This window comes from Aureibaculum flavum, assembly GCF_016406085.1.
Classification (GTDB): domain Bacteria; phylum Bacteroidota; class Bacteroidia; order Flavobacteriales; family Flavobacteriaceae; genus Aureibaculum; species Aureibaculum flavum.
The window spans coordinates 294,988-317,096 of record NZ_JAEHFJ010000002.1; the positions used below are offsets into that span (position 1 = coordinate 294,988).

The window sequence follows — 22,109 nt, forward strand, 5'->3', positions numbered from 1 at the left end:
TCTTTTATTAAAAATTAATTGTTAGTCCTAAATTCATTCTTTTAAACGTAGGGTAGTTACCTCTAAACTCAGATTGACTACCAACATTTTCTTCCCTATCATCAGGTAAATCAGACCAGAATGCTAAATTATTACCACTTAAAAATATTCTATATTGGCTTCCATCTTTTGACCCAAAGGTGTATGCAAACTCCATATTTTGTAGTCTAAGAAAAGAAGCATCATACCAATCTCTATAAGGATCAGTAGCACCTGAAGCCCCTCCATACGAAGGAAGAATTTCTGTTCCATTTGGGTTGTCTACAGTCCAATAATCTGATTTGTCATCAAAAAATAAAGGCGTTTGAACAGCAAATGATCTGTCTTGATATTGTTTGGTTGTATTACTTACACCGTAAAACTGAATCATAAATGTAAAATTCTTGTATCCGGCACCTAAAGTTAGGTTATACGTATTTTGAGGACGCGTTGGGTATCCGTAAGGTACATTGTCATCGCCATTTATTATACCATCCCCATTATAATCAATCATGTCGTAAGATCCTGGTCTTACTGCACCTTGGTTACTTTCCACTGGAGAAGAACCATAAACATCATCCCAAGATTGCATCATATCACCACGAATGGTAGTACTATTTTGTCCAATAGGAAATCCTTCTTCTTTTTGATAAGCTTCTTTAAGCTCAGGATCTTCTTTGTATATTACCTCGTCTCTAGCTGTGGTATAAGCAAAGTTAGCGGACACATCCCAATCATCAGTTATTCTCTGTTTAAAGTTTAATGCTATTTCCAATCCTTTTACACTGGTTTCGCCTAGATTTACATCAGCAGGATCAAACCCAAAGAAACTAGGTACACTCCGGTCGTAAGCAGGAATAATAATGTCATGTCTATCTTCTTTAAAAATGTCCACATCTAACGAAAGTTTATTTTCCAACACTGCCATTTCAAAACCAACATTGGCTTTTTCAGAAGTTTCCCATTGTAAATCTGGATTACCAAGTACACTTTCTTTATAATACGTATAGGGTGATTGCACCCCCCAAACGTTAGAGTTATTCATATAAGCACTGCCCCCACTTGACCATTGTGACACATAAGCCCATCTATTTCCTGCTGCATCATCTCCAACAACACCATAAGAACCACGTATTTTCAACTTATCTAACCAAGAAACATCTTCCAAAAAGGATTCGTTGCTAATCATCCAACCTAAGGCAGCAGAAGGAAATAAGTCAAACTTATACCCTGGTCCATATTTTTCTGAACCATTATAAGCTCCATTTAAATCAACAAAATAGCGGTTATCGTAATTATATACTAACCTACCAACCCAGTCTTCTCTATATCTTGGCAACATATCACCTATAGCGTACTCTTCTCTATTCATTAATGCTAATACATTTACATTATGTTTTTTTGCAAAAGTTTTATCATAATTTAATGCAAACTGATAGAAAAGTCTTCTACTTGTCTCCCAATCTTGAATTTGAAGAGCATCTCTGTTCCAAGGCTGAACCACATAATCAAACTGATTTGTACCAGAAGGAGCTACTATTTGCTCGGTACCATCCGAAAGATAAACTCTATAAATTACATTATCTGTTCCGGTAGGATCCGTTTCCTTAATACCACCTTCTCCTCTAAAATTATTATCATAAGACAATGACGCTTTTAAAGATAGACCTTCCGTAATAAAATCTAATTTTTGCGTTAGAATAAAATCCGAATTCACCTGAATCCTATGATTTTTTGTAGCACCTTTTGTAGATAATATTACTGCCGGATTGGAAAGCTCGTAATTCTCTACTAGGGTTCTCCCATAAGTTCCATCAGGATAAATTGGGTAAAATAAACTTGGTGCTAAATTATAGATACTACTATAAAGTAATTGACTATCTGCATCATTTCCATTTTGGACACCATAATAACCAGAAAGGTTTACCGATACCCGTGTACTCTTGGTAACATCAAAATCTATATTACTTCTAAAGTTAAAACGATCATAATTAAAATTAGCTTCGTAATCTCTACCATTATCAAAAGAGCCTCCATCAAATATATCTCCAACATGTTGATACGTAAGTGCACCAAAATACTTAACAGCATCAGTACCACCACTAACGGAAAGGTTCACCTTATGATCCATTGCAAAATCTTTTTGAGTAACATCATTCCAATCTACATTAGGATAAATGTAGCTATCTGCTTCATTTCTAGGATTTCTATATCTATCTGCAATATCAACAGGTGTATACTGTCCCCATAAATCATCCCTAATTGGCAATATTCTTTCTATAGCCTCATTGGTTACCATAATACCATCATAAGAGTCATATTTTTCGGGTAATTTCGAAGGTACTTTTATCGTAGAAGTTGCAGAAATAGTAAGTTTTGCTTTTCCTTTCTTCCCACGTTTTGTAGTAATAAGGATAACCCCATTAGCACCTTTTACACCAAATACTGCTGTTGCCGAAGCATCTTTAAGTATTGACATACTTTCAATATCACTTGCATTTACATCACTCATACTCCTTTCTATTCCATCAACGAGTACTAATGGTTGTCCACCACCGTTCCATGTACTTTGTCCACGAATATATATAGCAGGATTCTCATCACCAGGACGTCCAGAAGAAGAAACAGTTACAACACCTGGCAAACGCCCAGTAAGTGCCTGGCCTACTGTAGACACACCACCAGATTGCATTAACACATCTCCGGTAACCTGTACTATAGACCCTACCACACTTTCCTTTTTCTGCTTACCATACCCAACGATAACTACCTCATCAAGAGCAGAAGCTTCCGCTACCATTACAATATTTATTTCAGTACGGCCATTAACACTAATGACTTGTGTACCAAAACCAATAAAACTTATTTCTAATTTTGCATTTTTAGGTACAGTTATGGTGAAAGTACCATCAAGATCAGACATTACTCCATTGAGTGTGCCCTGCTCAATAATATTAGCTCCAATTACAGGACCAAATTCAGCCTCAGTAATAGTACCTTTAACGGTAACAGTTTCCTGCGAATCAGTTTGTGCCCAAACGCTCAATTGGGAAATAAAGATCAATAATACAAAGAGTCTTATTTTGATAACGTACTTAAAACTAGAATTAGGCTGTTTTGTGTAAGGAATTCGTTTTTTCATCTCTAAAATCTGGTTGATACTTCTTTTAATTGGTCATTAGAGCTCAAAAGGCAAACACCCTACTCTAAATCTAACCCACCTAAAACCACATTCTTTTACTATTTTACAGTTAATCTTATTATACTTCGAAATATAGTTTCGATATGAAAACATAAGAAAACCATCTCTCTATTTATCAGAATCCAAATGCCAAATAACCTATTCAGATATAAATTGACAATACGTATAATTGATATTAAATGTAGTTTTTACATTTACAAATGTAATAAAAGAATTCTATATTTAACAAATATTTCACAAAAAAAATGTACTTATGACACTTATCTTTTGTAAACAATGATTTTTGTCATAATAAAAATATTATTTTCAGCGTTGATTTATCGCAAATAACGTAGCGTCGGACTACGTATCTGAAGAATATCCAATTCAGATATAAAAAAAAAGCTTGAATTTAAAACCTTAAAATTTCTTTATAAAAATCATGTTATTCGAACCTTTAATTGTTTAATAAATGGTTATTCTTAAAAAGAAACATAAAAATTATTCTAAAAAAAACATTAATAATTCATTACAATTATCTCCAGTAAAAAAATTAGAGAAGGTCATTGTATTTAATAATCAAGAATGAATTAACGATTGGATTACTTTTAAACACATTGTTAAAACGAAACCTTAAAAATTTTTGATCATTTTGGGAAGTTGATCTTATTGCAATCACAATATGGTAAAAAGAAAAAATGAGAGATTATAATTCCACGGTCTTAAAGGATAGTAAAATTTTAGATACTATGAATGTAGAATTGAAAAGAGACCATTATTTAATTTAAAAGTGTATTTGCTTTATTAATAATGATCTCTTCTTGATAATTCATTTATCTAATTAAACCTTAATCAACCTTTTTCCATTTTGTCAATGCTTCTAAATAATAATAATCTGCATAATTTAAGGGCTTGTCATTTTCTTCACCAGTGTGAATATTACCTACAGAATGCTTTAGTAAAAAGCCTTGATTCTGTCCGAAGTTTGCTAAATAATCTGGAGTTGATAATCTTCTTATAATTTTTTCCGCATAAGACTTCATTGCCACACTTTTTTCAGGCACATATTGCTGTAAAGAAAGTAATGCTGAAGCCGTTATCGCTGCCGCAGAAGCATCTCTTGGTTCATTTGGAATCTTAGGAGCATCATAATCCCAAAAAGGAATCAAATCTTCTGGCACTTTTTTACTCTCCATAATATAGTTGGCAATCCCTTTTGCTTGATTTAAAAAAATGGTATCCTTAGTATTCTCATACGTTTGTGTAAAACCGTATAATCCCCATGCTTGTCCCCTAGCCCATGATGATGGATCTGAATATCCTTGAGCCGTTTGCTTACTTCTTACCTCTCCTGTTTTTGATTCATAATCAACCACATGAAAACTGCTATAATCATCTCTAAAATGGTTTTTTAAGGTAGTTAATGCATGTTTTGTAGCCACATTGTAAAAAGTGGAATCTTTTGTAAACTCAAAAGCTTTATACAGCAATTCCAAATTCATCATATTATCCACTATTACGGGTACATCCCACCCTCTTTCTGAAATCCATCCCATATCAGGTGTCGTATCCCAAGATTGTATCACTCCTATTTCGGGTCTGTATCTTGTTATTAAAGAGCGAGCTCCTTTTACCAATACCTCTTCATAATTCTTATCTTTAGTGGCCATATAACCATTTCCATAGCTGCACTCTAACATAAAGCCCACATCATGTGAATTTGTAATGTACTTCACTGAATCAAGGGCTACCGTAAATTTCATGGCATAATCTTTCCATTTATCTGAATGATTATATTCATATATGTACCATAATGAGCCAGGGAAAAACCCACTTGTCCAATCTTGAAAAGGTTTTAAACGCAATTCACCCTCTTCAGTAATACCTCTTGGTTGCAACAAAGGTTTATTGTTTTCTATACGATGAATCAAGCTGTCGTATTGTTTTTCTGAAAACGTAAACACTCTGTTTATTAAGTCCTCTTTGGTCTCAATAGTTGTTGCAATCGTATCTTTTTTCTTAGCATCTTTACAATTCGTTAAACTAAAAATTATTGCAATTATCAATACCCATTTATTGTTGTTCATTTTCTACTGTTTTATTATTTGTTTACCCTCTGTTAGCTTTATTTCTTGATTATTAAACTTAAAAACACCTGTTGTACCGTTAGGTAGTACAATTTCTCCTTTGACTTTATCCCCTTTCTTTTTTAGATTTACAATAATTTCGCCTTTAGGATGAGGCATAACAGCTTCAAAACTTTTTAAATCCCCAAAATGAGGTTCAATACCTATTTCTTCAAAATTCTTACTTAAAGGATAAATTCCTGCAATAACTTTTAAAAAGTGATAGTTAGGCGAAGCTGACCAAGCGTGACATTCTGAACGCGGATTAATATCCGTTTCTGCAAAAGTAGTAAGCCCTTGATCTAACTGATTTGTCCAATTTTGCAATAAGCTACCATATAAATTACCTAAACCTGATTTATGCAACGCTTCAAATAAGTAAAATTTATAATAAATAGTGGTTTGAATTAAATCTTTATTATCTAGTATTTTATGCATTAACGCCTTTTGATCTTCTTTAGGTATCGCATCAGTTAAGATGGCCATGATATTGGTATGTTGTGAAAATTGTTTTTTATACGGTGTTTCGGCAAACATTCCTTTTTCCTTGACAAAACAGTTTTTTACAACACTTTGACGGATTCTTTTTTCTAACTCTAAATATTTATCAGCTTCCTCATTATAGCCTAAATCACTAAAAATTTGTGCTGCATTTTGTAACGTATTTACAAATTGTAAGGCAACAGATGCCGAATAACCATCATCTGCTCCTGGAGGAATTCCATTTGGATAACCCACTGCCCAATCCGTAAAATTCCACCATTCCATATTTGCTGGCATGTCATTTTCATCGACTTTAGCTGTCCACCAATCTATTACGGTCTTCATTCCTGGCACAAATCTCTTTACAAATTCATCATCATTTTTATACATATGATAATCGTGTAACATATTAACCCATAATAAGGAGTAGGTAGGTATCACCTGAACAATATAGGACGGATATCTACTTTGCGTTAAACCATTAGGTAATCTTGAATTATTAAACATTTCAATTGCCTTTCGCATCAATCTATCATCACCATCAACACTAATAGATACCATGGCTTCTATTCTAGTGTCACCAACATATTGCAACTGCTCATAATAAGGATCTATAAAACTCTCAACTGCTGAATTTCTAAGTGTTAACCAAGAAGCATCCCATATTTGAGTTAAAACCTCATTGTCTGTTTTAAATTGAGCATTTTCTTTAAAAGGATACGCCGTATAAACCCCATAAAAATCATCAATAAGTAAAGCTTCGTCACCTGTTTCAATATCTAATTGAACAAATCGATATGTTTTTTGACCAAAGGGTTTAAAATCTCTATTCATACCACCATCAGGTTCAATAATATCATAATATCCTAGAATATGTTTTCCTTCTACCTCATTTCTATTTCCCTTTTTCCAGTCTTTATTATACATCGCCTCTGAATACGTCACTTTTATGCGACTGTCTTTTCCCTTAGAATATTTTAACTCTGGATGTCCAATCGTATGATGCGACTGATCTAATAAAAGACTCACTTTTTTATTAGGAGGAATGGTGATACTTCCTTTTCCTTTTATAAAATCATCATTTGCATTTATTCCAACGCTTCTCGCAACTTTACTAAATCGTTGTTCTGATTCTTCCAAAAAAGGAATTGATCTTGGCACTAAATACCAAGTACTTCCATATAAAAAACCACGCCCTACAGCAAACTCAACAGTAGCCAATTTAGGATTTAACCAATTGGCATCGTTATAATCGACTTCTTTCCATCCCCATTGGTGCTTTTTTGAGATTAGTTTTTCTCCAGGACCAGCAGCATAATAACCACGTAAAGAATCACTCACAAAAGGAATACTTTTAAAACCCTCGTCATTAATCACTTTCCATTTTGAAGCCTTTCCTGTATTTAAGTCAACTACATTACTTTTTTCACCTTGTAAAATAAATGCAGTTTGAAAAGTCATAGAAGATGCTTTTCTATATTCCCCAAAATTAACCACCTCAGCCGCAATTATATTTTTACCCACTATTAATTCATTAGCAATATCAAGGGTTTCATACCTATAATTATTAATATCAGAAGACGATGGTCCAGAAATAATGTATTTACCGTTTACAAATAAACGATAACGATTATCTGCTGAAAGATGAACTATAAAATTTTCTGGCTTTGCTTTTAAGTCAAAGGTTCGTCTAAATAAGAATTTGCGTGCATCTAAAGTTGATTCTGTTGGATGTGTAATCCATTGTGAAGTCCATGCATGTTTAAGTTGTGTAAATTCTTTTCCTTCATGATTAATTTTTACCACAGATTCTTGTGATGAAACACTTATTGTAGATAAACAAAACAACAGGCAAAATGAAAGATAACAGCTATTGACAGTACGAATTGCTAATTCTCGTTTTTTCATATGTAATTTTTTAATCTTTTAAACTGTTAAACTAGATTTAGCTTATTATAATTTTTAGAGGCTAGTGGATAAATTTAATTTTGGGATTTTGTAACTTTAAAATTATCAAAGTAAATATAGGAATCGTTCTTTGGTGCCCAATCTTCAGTATTTCCTCCATGAAATGTAGAAAAATAAAACGAATCAATTTCACCTAACGGAGCCAAACGGTACCGCACTTTGTCATCATGTATTACTTTCTCATTGTCTATCCAAACCTCCATTACACCATTAAATTGATCGCTGTCATTTAATTTTATATGTTGTTTAATTGTATACCATTGTCCTGGTTTAAAAAACACATTGGTTTTAACAGTGTCTCCCCATTTATGTTCCATATCCATATGATAAAAATAAACGATAATTTCTCCATCTGCTATCCACATATAACGAGCACTCCAGCCTTCACCATTATCAGGATGAACACCTCCAGTATATTTCTCCCCACCACTTGTTAATCCTGGTAATTTTCCTCCCAAACGAAAATCAAAACCTTCCATAAATTTTATGTCATACTCCAATGTATATTCTGAAGCTTTAGGTAATGGCTTATCAAATTGTATTCCTCCTTGTTTTGGACCTATGGATCCTTTTGGATACAGTACTTTCAACACTTTTCCAAATGTTTTATCTGATTCAATAGTTGCTCTTTCGTCAAGTAATTCCCAATTGACTTCTCCAACATCCTTTTTTAAATTTCCTTCGGTATATGGACCAATACTATTACCTTCAAAATCCAGACTAAAAACCTCATTATTTGATTTATTTACTTGAAGCTTATTTGAACTACAACCTATGGTAATTAATACACAAATTACTACTATTGAAAAACGTATTTTCATAAACAAACAATTAAAGTTTTAAATATTTAAACATAAACTTCTTCGTATTAGCTATTGCTTTTTTTGATTCAGGCAGCAAATAATGACATTTACAAACATACCATATTCCTTCATAAACATCAAGTTTAACTTCTTTTTCAAAGTTACCTAAAACCCGAAAAATCGAAAGGCATTACTTAAAAATATCTCCTTTTAAAATGACTTGACCACGATCTGGTATTGCCTTTACTAAAGCGTATTTATTTTGATTGTAACTAATAATTTTACTTTCTATTTTATTTCCATTTTGCGTTGCAGAAAGAGACAACCAATTATTTGCTAAACGCACTTTTATCGTTAACGGATAATCATAGATTTCATCTTTCATTTTATCCGTTAAACTTATTGAAATAGAATTTTCAGAAATAGAATCTACACTTAAAGAATGGGTAGCATATTCTTGAGCATATTGTGCAACTTCAGGAAAAGTCCCAATCCAGAGCTTATCCTCTTTTTCTTTTAGATATTTAAAAAATGCATCTGTCTTTTCTTGCACATCAGGCATCGAAACCTCATGAAAATGAGTACTTCCCCAACCTCTATAATAATTCTTATCTTCTAATTTTGAAGTTTTATCTAGTAAAGGCAACATGTAATGATTCCGTGTACTATCATTACTATAAATGTGCGGATTACTGATACTTCTAACTTGCTTAAAATCGATTTGATTTGCCTGATTTAACAAACCTATCACACCTCTACTTGCAATAAAATGTTTGGCAACTTCATCTACATTTCCTTCTCCCCATGGATAGGCATAGGTTAAACATTTTTGGTTTGCAATGTGCTTTTCAATTTTAGTTTTTGTACGATTTAATCTTTTATTATAAGACTTTAAAGAACGATATTTTATGTCTTTACTTTTATCTTCATACCAATTTCTATCATCATGACCTTGAATTGCATTGCCTGTTTTTGAAAGTTCATTAAATAACCCCCAATTCTTTACATTGTATTGTTTATCAGCCTCTGTAATAACAAACCATGTATATTTAAAAGCGTATTTTTTCTGAAGTTCCATCCAAAATGGAATATCTTTTTCATAATTATCATCAATGGTAATGGTAAAAGCACTCAATTTGTCATCATTCCAAAGGCATACGGTAGCTTCTCCAATAGTTTGTGACCAAATTTTATCTGTTATTTCAAATCTAGCATGTGTAGCATCTTCAAGTATAAAAGTATCTTGTGCATGAGTACCCATTGCGAATAGCAGAAAAACTGATATGTATAATTTTTGTATCATTTTAATTTGCGTTACCACTAACTATTCATGTTTCTGCGTCTAAAAACTATTTCCAATTCCGATTAGAACGGTTGAAAAAATGATCACAGCTAGTCCAAGCCATAAAGTACGCATGGTTTTTGTTGATACCCCTTTCCATTCTTTAAAGTATATGCCCCAAAGGGTACTGAATATAATAATAAATGCCATGTGTAACGTCCAGCTGGCAAACTCATATTTTTCGCCTAAAAATGTAGTACCCATACCATAAAAGAAAAATTGAAAATACCAAGTTACGCCTCCAGCAATTGCTAATAAATAATTTTTTGGTTTATTAGGAATGTCTTTGTCTGTAAAATCACTAAATGTTTTATTTTTAATACTTAGAATTATTGTCCAAATAAAATTAGTTAGAAACCCTCCCCAAAGTACCCATACGATAACAGGATTATTTTGAAAAATATCTTTAACACCTAGTTTTAATGCTTCCTCCGCAATAGGTTTACCTGCTGTTAATCCAAATGCAAAACAAGCACTTAATATACCTGAAACCACAGCAATAACCATACCCTTAGAAAGATTGAATTCTGCTACAGCCTCCTTTTGCTCTTCTGCATTTAAATCTTTCTCCTTTAAGACACCTGCTTTACCCGCAATGGCTATACCTATAAGACTTATTATTACACCTATTAAAACAAGAACACCTCCTTTTGTCTGCAGCAATTCCGAAAAAGTACCGTTGTAAAGTGGTGGTATTAAAGTACCGAAAGCAGCTGTAAAACCTAAAGCAACAGCCATACCTAAGCCAATACCTAAATAACGCATTGACAACCCAAAAGTTAATCCACCAATACCCCAAAGCATTCCAAAAAAGAACGTGTAAAATTTGGTTTCAAAATCACTAGCTCCCAACACTTCAATAAGATTTGGAACTGTAAACCATGCCATAATAATTGGAGCAAAAATCCATGCAGCAAATCCTAAAACGAGCCAAGATGTCTCCCAACTCCATTTTTTTATCAACTTAAATGGAATGTAAAAACTACCTGCGGCAAATCCACCAATTGCATGCAACAATAATCCAATTAATGCTCCCATTTTTTTTTGTTTTTTGGTTAGTTAATTTTTTCTCAAATAATTACAATTTTTGCTAAGAAATTGTAACGTTTTATGCAGCTTCAAAATCCTTTTTTAACAGAGTTTTTGCCAATTTCAATTCATCTGCCGTAAACGATTTTGCTGTTGAAGCCGAAACAGCTCCTTCTAATTCATAACTGTTTTTGGCACCAGATAACACAGTAGAAATTCCTTTTTGATCTAACACCCATTTTAATGCGGCTTGCGGTATATTAGTAATATCATCTCTTATTAAAAACTTAAAAGCATCTACTTGATCTACCCTTTCTGCTAATTCCTTTTTGGAATACCTAGCATTTAGTGTGTTCTTTTCAAAAACTGTGTTTTTGGAAATTGCCCCTGAAAGAAAGCCATTTGCCAAACATTCTCTTGCAAAAACTCCAATATTATGCTCTTCTGATAAATCATTTACCAATTGTTGAGCTTCTCTATTCATTAAACTTAACACTACCTGAACAACATCTATTTTCCCTTCTTTTGCCCATTCTCTAGCCATATGCTCGGTTTGATTAAACATGGAAATGGAATGTCCAATAAAACGAACTTTCCCTTGTTTTTTAACTTGCTCAATCCCCTCCCAAACATCATCGTGAATTTCATCTGAGGAAAATGGAGAATGAAAAAAAAGGACATCTATATAATCTGTTTGCAATCGCTTTAAACTTTCTTCAACAGAATCAATTACACGAGATTTATAAAACAAAGAACGCCCACCTTCAATGCATGGATTTCTACCAAACTTTGATGAAATATGTACTTTATCTCGTTTTCCTTTTAAAGCTTTACCCAATACAATTTCTGCAACGCCATCTTGTTTATCGGTTCCATATTGCGGAGCAGTATCAAATATATTAATACCAAGGTCCATTCCAGCATGAATCGTTTTAATTCCGTCTTTCTCGGCTACTCCACCATATACATTATTTCCAAACGCCCAAGTACCAAGACTAATTTCACTTAATTCAAGTTCTGTTCTTCCTAAGGTTCTATATTTCATATTTTAAATATACTTTTTAATTAAATCATCCAATTTTCCTGATGCATTTTCAACAAATGAATTGGCTATTTTTTCTCCAAGCTCCATTGTAGAAGACCGTGGATCTTCACCTGAAACCGCATCAATTTCTAAGGTTATCGCTCTGTCTTTTGGCAAACAATCAAGATCAACTGTTTCTGGCTCAAAATATAATTGCAAGGAAGTTTCTCCTAACGCTGAATGATTTGCTACCAAAAGATGATCAGGAATAACATCAAACTCTGCTAATGTCCAAAAGCATATTTCAGGATACTTCTTATTAAATTGACTAGCTACATCTCTTAAAATCTGAAGATGCGGTTCCCCTGCATGCCCAGACAGCAACACTATTATTTTAAAGTTTTGTTCTGCTAATTGCTCGAAATACTCTTCGCAAATTAATTGAATTAATTTTTCGGAAAACTCGATTGAGTGATTGGGAAAATCAACGCCAGGATATGATTTTATTAAGTTAGCAGCTAAACTAATTGGAGGAAAAACTAACCCTCCAACTTCTTTTGCTAATAAAGAGCAAAGATGAACTGCTTTATGCGTATCTAATCCCGTTGGATTATGACTCCCATGATATTCTATAGCTCCCCAAGGCAAATAAGCGATAGGATAGTCCTTTTTAATTCCTTCTATTTGCGTAGGACGCATTTTATCAAAATACCCCCATTTTATTTCACCTTTCATCACTCCCAATCTTTATGATAAATTAAAGGATTTTGAGCTTCATTATTTAATAAATCACCAATTTTCAGTGACTTAAAATAGTCGTCCGGTAACACATTTTGCTTTCCATTAAAAACACTTCCATCTGGCATATAGGCACAGGTCATTGCTTTTCTCGTATACGGTGTCATATTTACACCTGCAGCATGTATGGTTAATCCGTTATGAAAAGAACAGGACCCCGCCTTTATAATTGATGGTGTTGGGTCCTTTTTAGCATAATTTGGATAATCATTAAATATATCTCCCATATTTGCTCCAATTCCTGGTTCAATAAAATCGGTATCTTTTTGAGAACCTGGCATAAAATATAAACATCCGTTTTGCAAGGTAACATCTTCTAGAGCTACCCAAACACTTAGGGCTTCCCTATGGCTAAATGACCAAAACGGCGTATCTAAATGCCATGCCGTTGGATTACCCCAAGGTTGTTTTACCAATGACTGGTCATGCCAAATTCTGATGCCATCAACTTCTGCAAGTTCAGCTGCCATCTTACCGAGATTCTTATCAAACATTATTTCTTTTACCCCATCATCAGTCATCCATAAGTTAATAATTTGATCAAAAACTTTTCCAAAATATTCAGCATCTTTATTTATACCATCTGAAGCACCTGTCTTAATTTCAGAATGCGGAAATTTCCTGCCTTTTCTAGCTTTTACAGCCTCGTCAATAGTCGTTTTCCAATGCTCAACTTCAGGTTGCGATAAAAAATCATCAACAATTAGAAATCCGTTATTTCTATAAGAAGTTATTTGTGCTTCAGATAATTTATGTTTCATATTCTTTTGTGTTATTTACTGCTTAAAACTATTAGAAATTACAATTATACTACTACCTCTAATAGAATCTATACACAATGATACATTTATGCTCGTTGTAATTTATCCTGTGCTATCCTGTTTACAAAATTCAAGAATCTGCAAGCGATATTTACCAATATTTAATACGTTAGTAAATACTTTCACACCATCATTTGATAATTTTAAGTAGATTCTCTATCAATAAATTTAAATGGATTTTTGATTTTATCGTGTTTTTTACTCAAAATAAGTTCAGCAGCAGTTTCTCCCATTTGTTTAAAATCAGTGCTCACTACTGTAATTCCAAGAAGTTCTTTTAACGGTGTATCATTATACGAAATGATACCAATATCCACACCAAGCACCAAATTATTATCTCGTTTTAATTTTACAAGATTAACCAAATCGTTTTCTTCAATAACAATAAAAATTTCACTCTTTTTTATATCCATATTTTCAGAAATTTCAGATAGAATTTCGAAATTTAAGGAATACTCGAAACAGAACTTTTTAAATCCATGTAAAATTCTCCTAGGGTATGGGTAAAATGTGTTTATTGGAAAAACCAGATTTATTTTATCAAATTTTAATATTTTGTTAACGCCTTTCTTCAAAGCTTCATAAATATCATTTTCAAAATCTTGATATACTTCAGAAAACGCATTCTTCTTGTCTACCTTATTATCTAATACAATAATTTTATCATTTGGTATTTTATCCATTACCGTTAATGCCTCTTTTGTTAAACTGATATGATCTAATTTATCAGTTTTAAAGTGTGGCATAATTACATAATAGTTAAACCCACCAACATTTTGATTAATTAAATTAACAAATAAAGACTCATCACAGTGATAAATAAATAATGAAACATGACCAAGACCTTCGAGGCTCTTTACAAATGAATTGTAAATTTTCATTTTATATGAGCTCAATTTATTAATGAGAAAAAAAACATTAATTTTAGAGATAAGTTCATTTTTAGAGACATAACACCCCTTCCCTTTAACGGATATAATAATTTTTCTATTTTTTAAATTCTTATAGGCCTTTTCTACCGTATCTCGAGACAGGTATATAGCTTCACTCAATTCATTAATAGAAGGTAATTTATCTCCTAATTTAAGTTTACCACTAGAAACATCATTAACAATTGAATCTACAACCTGCTTATACTTAGGAACTTTAGATTTTTCATCAATAATAACTGATACATTCATTGTAAGAAATTTGCAAGTATTAGGGAGTGTTAATCTAACAAAAATACCATTTTTATGGTCTAAAAGTGTTATTTTAACAATATAAAATTACAGTACAGCACAGGATACATCTCTGCTAATTTGGGTTTAACTTTAAGGCTTATAATAAAAAGATTATTAATGGACATTGATAAAAATACATTTAACCACGTAACCTATTTATGGAACCACAATAAAGCCTCTGAATTAGGAGACGATCAGGTTGCCTTATTTTTATATCGCTCAAATATTTTAGGAGCAGATTTAAGAATAACAAATTATGGAGGTGGAAATACAAGTTGCAAAACCATTGAAAAAGACCCTTTAACCAATAAAGAAGTTGAAGTAATGTGGGTAAAAGGTTCTGGAGGAGATATTGGAACTTTAACAAGAAGTGGAATAGCGGGACTTTATACAGAAAGGTTACGAGATTTAAAAAACGTTTATGGAGGTTTAGACGATGAAGATAGAATGGTTGGCTTGTTTAATCACTGTATTTACGATTTAGATAGTAAAGCTCCATCTATAGACACTCCTTTACATGGACTACTGCCCTTTAAACATATAGATCATTTACACCCTGATGCTTTAATAGCAGTTGCGGCTGCAAAGGATAGCGAAAAGGTAACCAAAGAAATTTGGGGAGATACAATGGGCTGGGTACCGTGGCAAAGACCTGGTTTTGATTTAGGACTCCAATTAGAAAAGTGCTTAAATGATAATCCCGGAATCAGAGGAATTGTTTTAGGCAGTCATGGATTATTTACTTGGGGTGACACTTCGTATGAATGTTATATAAACAGTTTAGAAGTTATTGAACAAGCATCTGAATACATCGAGAAAAAAATAAAAGAACAAGGCACCGTATTTGGTGGAGAAAAAATAAAATCACTACCACAAAAAGAACGTAAAGAAAAAGCCGCTCAACTAATGCCGCTTTTAAGAGGATTATGCTCTTCAGAAAACAGAATGATTGGTCACTTTACAGATAATGAGGTTGTTTTACAATACATTAACAGTAATGACCTGGAAAGACTGGCACCAATGGGCACCTCTTGCCCTGACCACTTTTTAAGAACTAAAATTCAACCTTTAGTACTAAAATTAGATGCAAAAGATGATGTTAGCAATACAGAAGAAACTTTAAAAAAATTGGAGCCTGCTTTTGAGATATATAGGCAAGAATACAAAGACTATTACGACACCTGCAAACGCAGTAACAGCCCTGCAATGCGTGATCCTAACCCCGTAATTATTATTTACCCTGGAGTAGGCATGTTTAGTTTTGCTAAAAACAAACAAACCACTAGAGTTGCTAGTGAATTCTATATTAATGCTATAAATGTAATGAGAGGTGCAGAAGCAATTACTGAATACACCTCTTTACCCAGACAAGAAGCGTTTGACATTGAATACTGGCTTTTAGAAGAAGCGAAACTACAACGTATGCCAAAAGAACAACCACTCTCGAGAAAAGTTGCTTTTGTAACGGGTGCTGGTGGAGGAATTGGCAAAGCAATTGCAGATAAATTAGCTTCAGAAGGAGCAAATGTTGTGCTCGGAGATATCGCTGAAGATCGATTAAAAGAAGCTCTTGGAACCTACAAAAATGATGTCGCTATTTATGCTATTTGCGATGTTACTAAATCGGAATCTATAGCAAATGCTTATAAAAAAGCTTGTTTAGAGTTTGGTGGTGTTGACATTGTGGTGCACAGTGCCGGTTTAGCAATTTCTAAACCCTTAGAAGAAACTACGGAACAAGATTGGGATATTTTACAAAACGTACTAGTAAAAGGTCAGTTTGAGCTTGCAAAGCAAGCTGTTGATGTCATGAAAAAACAAAACTTAGGTGGTGACTTTATAAGTATTGCCAGTAAAAACGGCCTTGTTTCTGGCCCTAACAATGTAGGTTATGGCACTGCTAAAGCAGCTCAGCAACACATGGCACGATTATTAGCAGCCGAATTAGGCAGCGATAAAATACGCGTAAATACCGTAAATCCTGATGGAGTTATTGTTGGTAGTAAAATTTGGGAAGGAGACTGGGCAGAAGGAAGAGCAAAAGCTTACGGAATCACTGTAGATGAATTACCCGCTCACTATGCAAAAAGAAACTTATTGAATGAGATCATTTACCCTAAAGACATTGCCAATGGCGTATTCGCCTTAGTTAGTATTTTAGATAAAACCACTGGAAACATTATCAATATAGACGGAGGAATGCCAGCTGCTTTTGTAAGGTAGCTAATTAAAAAAAAATTATTTGAATTAATTTTGAGACTCTTTCTATAGGTTCGTATTAACCTATAGAAAGTTCTCTTTTTATTAAAACAGCATATGAAAATTACAGAAAATCAAATTGCACATGTTAATAAGACCTCATTACCCTTTCATAAAACCAGTTACGATTACATATCAAACACTTTATCTGAAAAAGGACATGACATTAAGGGTATTATCGACAAACTTGCCAACTTCCAAGTAGCAATACCAAGCTGGGCATTGGGTGCTGGAGGAACTCGGTTTGGCAGATTTTCCTTTTATGGCGAACCTTCCAATTTAGAACAAAAACTGGAAGATGTAGGTTTATTGCATGCACTTACACAGACTGCAGGAGCCGTTTCATTACACATTCCATGGGATGTACCAGAAGATTATAATGCTATTAAAGAATTAGCATCTTCGTTAGATTTAAAATTTGATGCTGTAAACTCAAATACGTTTCAAGATCAGAAAAACGCTAAAGAAAGTTATAAATATGGCTCGTTAAGTAACTCCAGTGAAGCTGTTCGAGAACAAGCGATAGCTCACAATATAAATGTTATAAAAATTGGCAAAAAACTGGGATCAAAAGCACTAACCGTTTGGTTGGCAGATGGCTCAACTTTCCCAGGACAAAGCAATTTTCAATCTGCTTTATCAAACACTGAAAATAGCCTTAAAGAAATATATAAAAACATACCTGACGATTGGAAATTGTTAATTGAATACAAACCCTACGAACCCAATTTTTATAGTACCGTAATTCAAGATTGGGGCACCTCTTTTATGTTGGCAAATGCTTGTGGAGAAAAAGCTTTTACTTTGGTTGACTTAGGTCACCACCTGCCTAACACCAATATAGAACAAATAGTTTCTACGCTAATGCTAAAAGGAAAACTCGGTGGGTTTCATTTTAATGATAGTAAATATGGCGACGATGACTTAACTGTTGGAAGCATAAAACCATATGCTTTATTTTTAATTTTTAATGAGCTCGTTTACGGTATGGAACATAACCCTCAAAATCCAGATTTAGCTTGGATGATTGATGCCAGCCACAACATTAAAGATCCTTTAGAAGATTTAATTCAATCTTTAGAAGCCATTCAAGAAGCGTATGCTAAAGCTTTACTTGTTGACCAGAATTCATTAAGAACTGCTCAGGAAGAACATGATGTAGTGCGTTGCCAAGAAATAATACAAGAGGCGTACCGTACAGATGTTAGACCTCTACTAGAAAAAGCAAGACTGGAAAAAGGAGGTGCTTTACATCCTATTGCGGCCTACAGAGCTTTAAAGGTGAGAGATGAATTATTAAAAGAACGAGGAAAACACACTCAAGCAACTGGTTTATAAAATGAAGACCCACGTTACTGCCATATTTGATATCGGAAAAACAAATAAGAAGTTTTTCCTTTTCGATAATAATCACCAAGAAATCTATAGAGAATATATACGTTTTGATGAAATAGAAGATGAGGATGGGCATCCTACAGAAAATTTACCTGCCTTACAAAAATGGTTGAAAGATGTTTTTAACAGAATTTTAGATTCTGAAAATTACAATATAAAAGCAATTAATTTTTCGACCTATGGTGCAAGTATTGTTTATTTAGATAAAAATGGCAATGTACTAACACCTCTTTATAATTATACCAAACCCATTGATGATAAAATCATAAATGATTTCTATAAAAAGTACGGTCCCGAAGAAACTTTTACTACGGAAACAGGCTCACCCAAATCAGGAATGTTAAACTCAGGAATGCAATTGTATTGGATGAAGCAAACGAGACCCGATGTTTATAAGCACGTAAAATACGCATTACATTTTCCACAATATTTAAGCTTTATATTTACAGGTATTCCATTAAGTGAATACACAAGTATAGGTTGTCATACTTCGTTATGGAATTACGACACGAAAGACTATCACAAATGGGTTTACGAAGAGGAAATTGATAAAATACTACCCCCTATCGTATCTACAGAAACGAGTATTAATATGAACTATAATGGCAAACGTATTAAAATTGGCGTTGGAATTCATGATAGTTCTTCAGCATTACTCCCTTATGTGAGAAGCATCAAAAAGCCCTTTATTTTAGTTTCAACTGGCACTTGGAGCATCTCATTAAATCCACATGCTAGTAACGCGAAACTTACTAAGAAAGAGGTTAAAAACGAGTGCATAAACTATATGCGTATTAATGGTAAGGCTGTAAAATCATCTCGTATTTTTTTAGGAAATGAGTATAAAATTCAAGTTCAAAAGTTGGCGAAGCATTATAATGTTGCGACTGATTATCATAAAACAGTCGACTTTAGCTATAATTTATACACTAAAATTGTAGCTGATTTTGAACATTTATTTTTTTGGGAATCGTTGACAACTGAAACCATGCCTATTAAAACTAAATTACCTTACGATAATTTTGAATTGGCTTATCACCATTTAATTACCGAATTGGTAATTTTACAAGTTGAAAGTATAAAAACCGCTATCGGAAATGACAATATTAAACGTTTATACGTTGATGGAGGGTTTACGGACAACGATGTCTTTATCCGGTTATTATCACATTATTTACGGGATATGAAATTAAAAACGACGACATCATCATTGGGATCTGCTTTAGGAGCCGCTATAGCAATTTCAGATTCAAAATTAAACTCAAAATTTTTGAAGGATAATTATTCTTTGAAAAAGCACGTGCCATTTATAATTAAGTAATAGAAAAATATAAATGTACTTTAAATGATCAATCACTAAAACCTCAACTTTTCAAAATAGTACAGTACAATCTACTGAACATCAACTTCTTTTTACGACTAAAACATTAAGTACAAGACTTATTACTATTAAAGCAACACCCAAAACACTTAGTAAAGTGTACCCTTCATGGAACCAAATTACACCTGCAATCATTGTAAATCCAACCTCAATATATTTTAAGGGTGCAACCAACCTCGTTTCCGATTGTTGCATCGCTTTGGTCATATAAATCTGCCCAAAATATCCAGAAACCCCTAAACTCAATAACATAAGCCACTCCCATCCTTCTGGCGTAATCCAATACTTAATACACAGCACTCCACTTACTAAAAACGCTAGTGTCATAAAATAATTAACGACTACCATCGGATGGTCCTTATTTCCAATTAATCTAATAAGTACAAACACGAGTCCCGTAAAAATTGCAGAAAGTAATGCAAAAACATATCCGAGTCCGAAACTACTAAAATCAAAACCTTTTAACATCAGTACACCAACAAATGCTGTTAGAAAAAACAACCATTGGATTGGCTTAATACGTTCTTTTAAAATAAATAACGCGAATACAGCAGCAAAAATTGGAGCAATATATCGTATTGAAACAGCTGAACCTGTTGATAGTAACTTCAATGAAGAAAAGAATAATATCATGGCTATCAATCCAATAACACTTCTCAAAAGTAAGAGCTTCACTCTATTGCCAACTATAGGAATTTTCTTTTTTATCAAAAATGGATAGGTAAAAAACAACGACCCCAAAGCTCTGAAAAACACTATTTGATATACATTAAATTTCCCTAAATACTTCACACCTATATTTAACATTGCAAATGCTAAGGCACTAATAATCATAAATTGAATTGCTTTTTTCAAAAAAAGGTAATTTGTTAAATTATGTAATCGCAAAAGTATTGGAATTTATTGAATGTTGCTAAACGTATAACACTTCTTATTAATTTAGAACCTATTGATGTTCAAAATCCACTTATCAATTAAATTACTTCAAATAGAAAACTAGAGCTTAACAAATCATTTTACACTTTTAACTAACGCTACTCTTAAAATAGTACAACACTCGTATTAATTGACAAACCATCAAAACGAACAAAGAGACTTATAATCAGCATAAATTGTCAAAAAAATAGTATTTCTACAAACTATTTAACAAACACAAGACGTATATATTGAGAAAATAGTATTAAAAACTTCAATACTATCAATAAAAATAGTTCTACAGCAACACTTCCAAATATAAATCGTAATTTGTCACTTTATAGATATTATATTACCATTCTACAAATTAAATATTATGTATAAAGACATTCATAGAGAAATAACACCTTTGGCCGCAGAGGATAGTTTTTTGGTTTTTGACCGTGTTAAAGACGAATTCGACTTTCCAATTCATTTCCATCCTGAATATGAATTAAATTTCATTCACAATGGAAAAGGAGTAAGAAGAGTTGTTGGTGATAGTCTAGAAGAAATTGATGACTTAGAACTTGTTTTAGTAGGCCCCAATTTATCACATGGATGGGAGCTTTATCATTGTGACAAAAAAGAGATTCATGAGATAACTATTCAATTCCACGATGACTTATTTGATTCAAAAATGTTATCTCGAAGAATTTTCAAACCTATAAAAGACCTCTTTAATCGTGCAAATCATGGAATTCTTTTTTCAAAAAAAATTACTCAAGATTTAATGCCCAGAATCTTAAAACTATCTAAAATTGATAGTATAGATTATTTTCTTGAATTGATTTCTATTTTGCATGACTTGGCAAACTCAAGAAATCAGCGACTACTTTCTACCTATATATCACAAAATGAAAATTTCGAAAACAGTAAAAAAATAAAAAAAGTATATGAATATGTTCAGGCAAATTTTGAGCGAAAAATCACACTTAACGAGATTTCCGAACTTGCGAACATGAGTGCTGTTTCATTTAATAGATTTATAAAAAAACGCACAGGAAAAACTTTTGTGGAGTACACCAATGACACGCGGATAAGCTACGCCACTAGATGGCTTATAGAAACGGATTTAAGCATTGGAGAAATTGCATTTAAATGTGGCTTTAATAATATAGCCAACTTTAATCGAGTCTTCAAAAAAGTTAAAGACTGTACCCCTAGCGAGTATAAAGAAGAATTTGAGGGCATCAAAAGAGTTTTATAACTTAAGTTTTGTTTTAATAATATCACAATTTGATAAATAATTTTAAGAAGAAGTTAGTCTTTTAGCATAACTTTATGCTATCAAATTCACCGTA

15 protein-coding genes are annotated in these 22,109 nt (G+C 32.9%); 4 read left to right on the forward strand and 11 right to left on the reverse strand.

The window, feature by feature from the left end:
* Window positions 1-7 precede the first annotated feature (7 nt).
* The 10 genes from JBL43_RS04705 to JBL43_RS04750 form a co-directional block, all read right to left on the reverse strand.
* Window positions 8-3,160: a SusC/RagA family TonB-linked outer membrane protein gene (locus JBL43_RS04705; protein ID WP_198840315.1), complete on the reverse strand. Its 3,153-nt coding sequence runs from the start codon at window positions 3,158-3,160 to the stop codon at window positions 8-10.
* Window positions 3,161-4,047: 887 nt separating this feature from the next.
* Complete coding sequence (locus tag JBL43_RS04710; protein ID WP_198840316.1) at window positions 4,048-5,286, reverse strand: glycoside hydrolase family 88 protein; 1,239 nt, start codon at window positions 5,284-5,286, stop codon at window positions 4,048-4,050.
* Window positions 5,287-5,289: 3 nt separating this feature from the next.
* Window positions 5,290-7,716: an alpha-L-rhamnosidase-related protein gene (locus tag JBL43_RS04715; RefSeq protein ID WP_198840317.1), complete on the reverse strand. Its 2,427-nt coding sequence runs from the start codon at window positions 7,714-7,716 to the stop codon at window positions 5,290-5,292.
* Window positions 7,717-7,790: 74 nt separating this feature from the next.
* Window positions 7,791-8,597, reverse strand: coding sequence for a polysaccharide lyase (locus JBL43_RS04720; RefSeq protein ID WP_198840318.1), 807 nt, complete (start codon window positions 8,595-8,597; stop codon window positions 7,791-7,793).
* Window positions 8,598-8,769: 172 nt separating this feature from the next.
* Window positions 8,770-9,882: a polysaccharide deacetylase family protein gene (locus JBL43_RS04725; protein ID WP_198840319.1), complete on the reverse strand. Its 1,113-nt coding sequence runs from the start codon at window positions 9,880-9,882 to the stop codon at window positions 8,770-8,772.
* Window positions 9,883-9,921: 39 nt separating this feature from the next.
* Window positions 9,922-10,959, reverse strand: coding sequence for an L-rhamnose/proton symporter RhaT (gene rhaT, locus JBL43_RS04730; protein WP_198840320.1), 1,038 nt, complete (start codon window positions 10,957-10,959; stop codon window positions 9,922-9,924).
* Between the two features lie 70 nt (window positions 10,960-11,029).
* Window positions 11,030-11,995: an aldo/keto reductase gene (locus JBL43_RS04735; protein WP_198840321.1), complete on the reverse strand. Its 966-nt coding sequence runs from the start codon at window positions 11,993-11,995 to the stop codon at window positions 11,030-11,032.
* Window positions 11,996-11,998: 3 nt separating this feature from the next.
* On the reverse strand, window positions 11,999-12,709 hold the full coding sequence (locus JBL43_RS04740) for a creatininase family protein (RefSeq protein WP_198840322.1): 711 nt from the start codon (window positions 12,707-12,709) through the stop codon (window positions 11,999-12,001).
* A complete protein-coding gene (locus tag JBL43_RS04745; protein WP_198840323.1) occupies window positions 12,709-13,533 on the reverse strand; it encodes a phytanoyl-CoA dioxygenase family protein in 825 nt (274 codons plus the stop codon). Before JBL43_RS04745 ends, JBL43_RS04740 begins: the two co-directional genes overlap by 1 nt.
* Before the next feature lie 203 nt (window positions 13,534-13,736).
* A complete protein-coding gene (locus tag JBL43_RS04750; RefSeq protein WP_198840324.1) occupies window positions 13,737-14,774 on the reverse strand; it encodes a GntR family transcriptional regulator in 1,038 nt (345 codons plus the stop codon).
* Between the two features lie 159 nt (window positions 14,775-14,933).
* On the opposite strand from JBL43_RS04750, the gene JBL43_RS04755 reads away from it, so the two are divergent.
* The 3 genes from JBL43_RS04755 (at window position 14,934) to JBL43_RS04765 (ending at window position 19,791) form a co-directional block, all read left to right on the forward strand.
* Window positions 14,934-17,039 carry a bifunctional aldolase/short-chain dehydrogenase gene (locus JBL43_RS04755; RefSeq protein ID WP_198840325.1) on the forward strand — a complete coding sequence of 702 codons (2,106 nt, stop codon included), beginning with the start codon at window positions 14,934-14,936 and terminating at the stop codon, window positions 17,037-17,039.
* A gap of 93 nt (window positions 17,040-17,132) precedes the next feature.
* Window positions 17,133-18,413, forward strand: a complete 1,281-nt coding sequence (locus JBL43_RS04760; RefSeq protein WP_198840326.1) for a sugar isomerase — start codon at window positions 17,133-17,135, stop codon at window positions 18,411-18,413.
* Window position 18,414: 1 nt separating this feature from the next.
* The gene (locus JBL43_RS04765; RefSeq protein ID WP_198840327.1) at window positions 18,415-19,791 is read left to right on the forward strand and encodes an FGGY-family carbohydrate kinase; all 1,377 of its coding nucleotides are present in this window, start codon (window positions 18,415-18,417) and stop codon (window positions 19,789-19,791) included.
* Between the two features lie 81 nt (window positions 19,792-19,872).
* On the opposite strand, the gene JBL43_RS04770 is transcribed toward JBL43_RS04765, so the two are convergent.
* Complete coding sequence (locus tag JBL43_RS04770) at window positions 19,873-20,706, reverse strand: DMT family transporter (RefSeq protein WP_262896260.1); 834 nt, start codon at window positions 20,704-20,706, stop codon at window positions 19,873-19,875.
* Between the two features lie 436 nt (window positions 20,707-21,142).
* Between JBL43_RS04770 and JBL43_RS04775 the strand changes: the two genes are divergently transcribed.
* Window positions 21,143-22,015: a helix-turn-helix transcriptional regulator gene (locus tag JBL43_RS04775; RefSeq protein ID WP_198840328.1), complete on the forward strand. Its 873-nt coding sequence runs from the start codon at window positions 21,143-21,145 to the stop codon at window positions 22,013-22,015.
* Window positions 22,016-22,109: the final 94 nt, after the last annotated feature.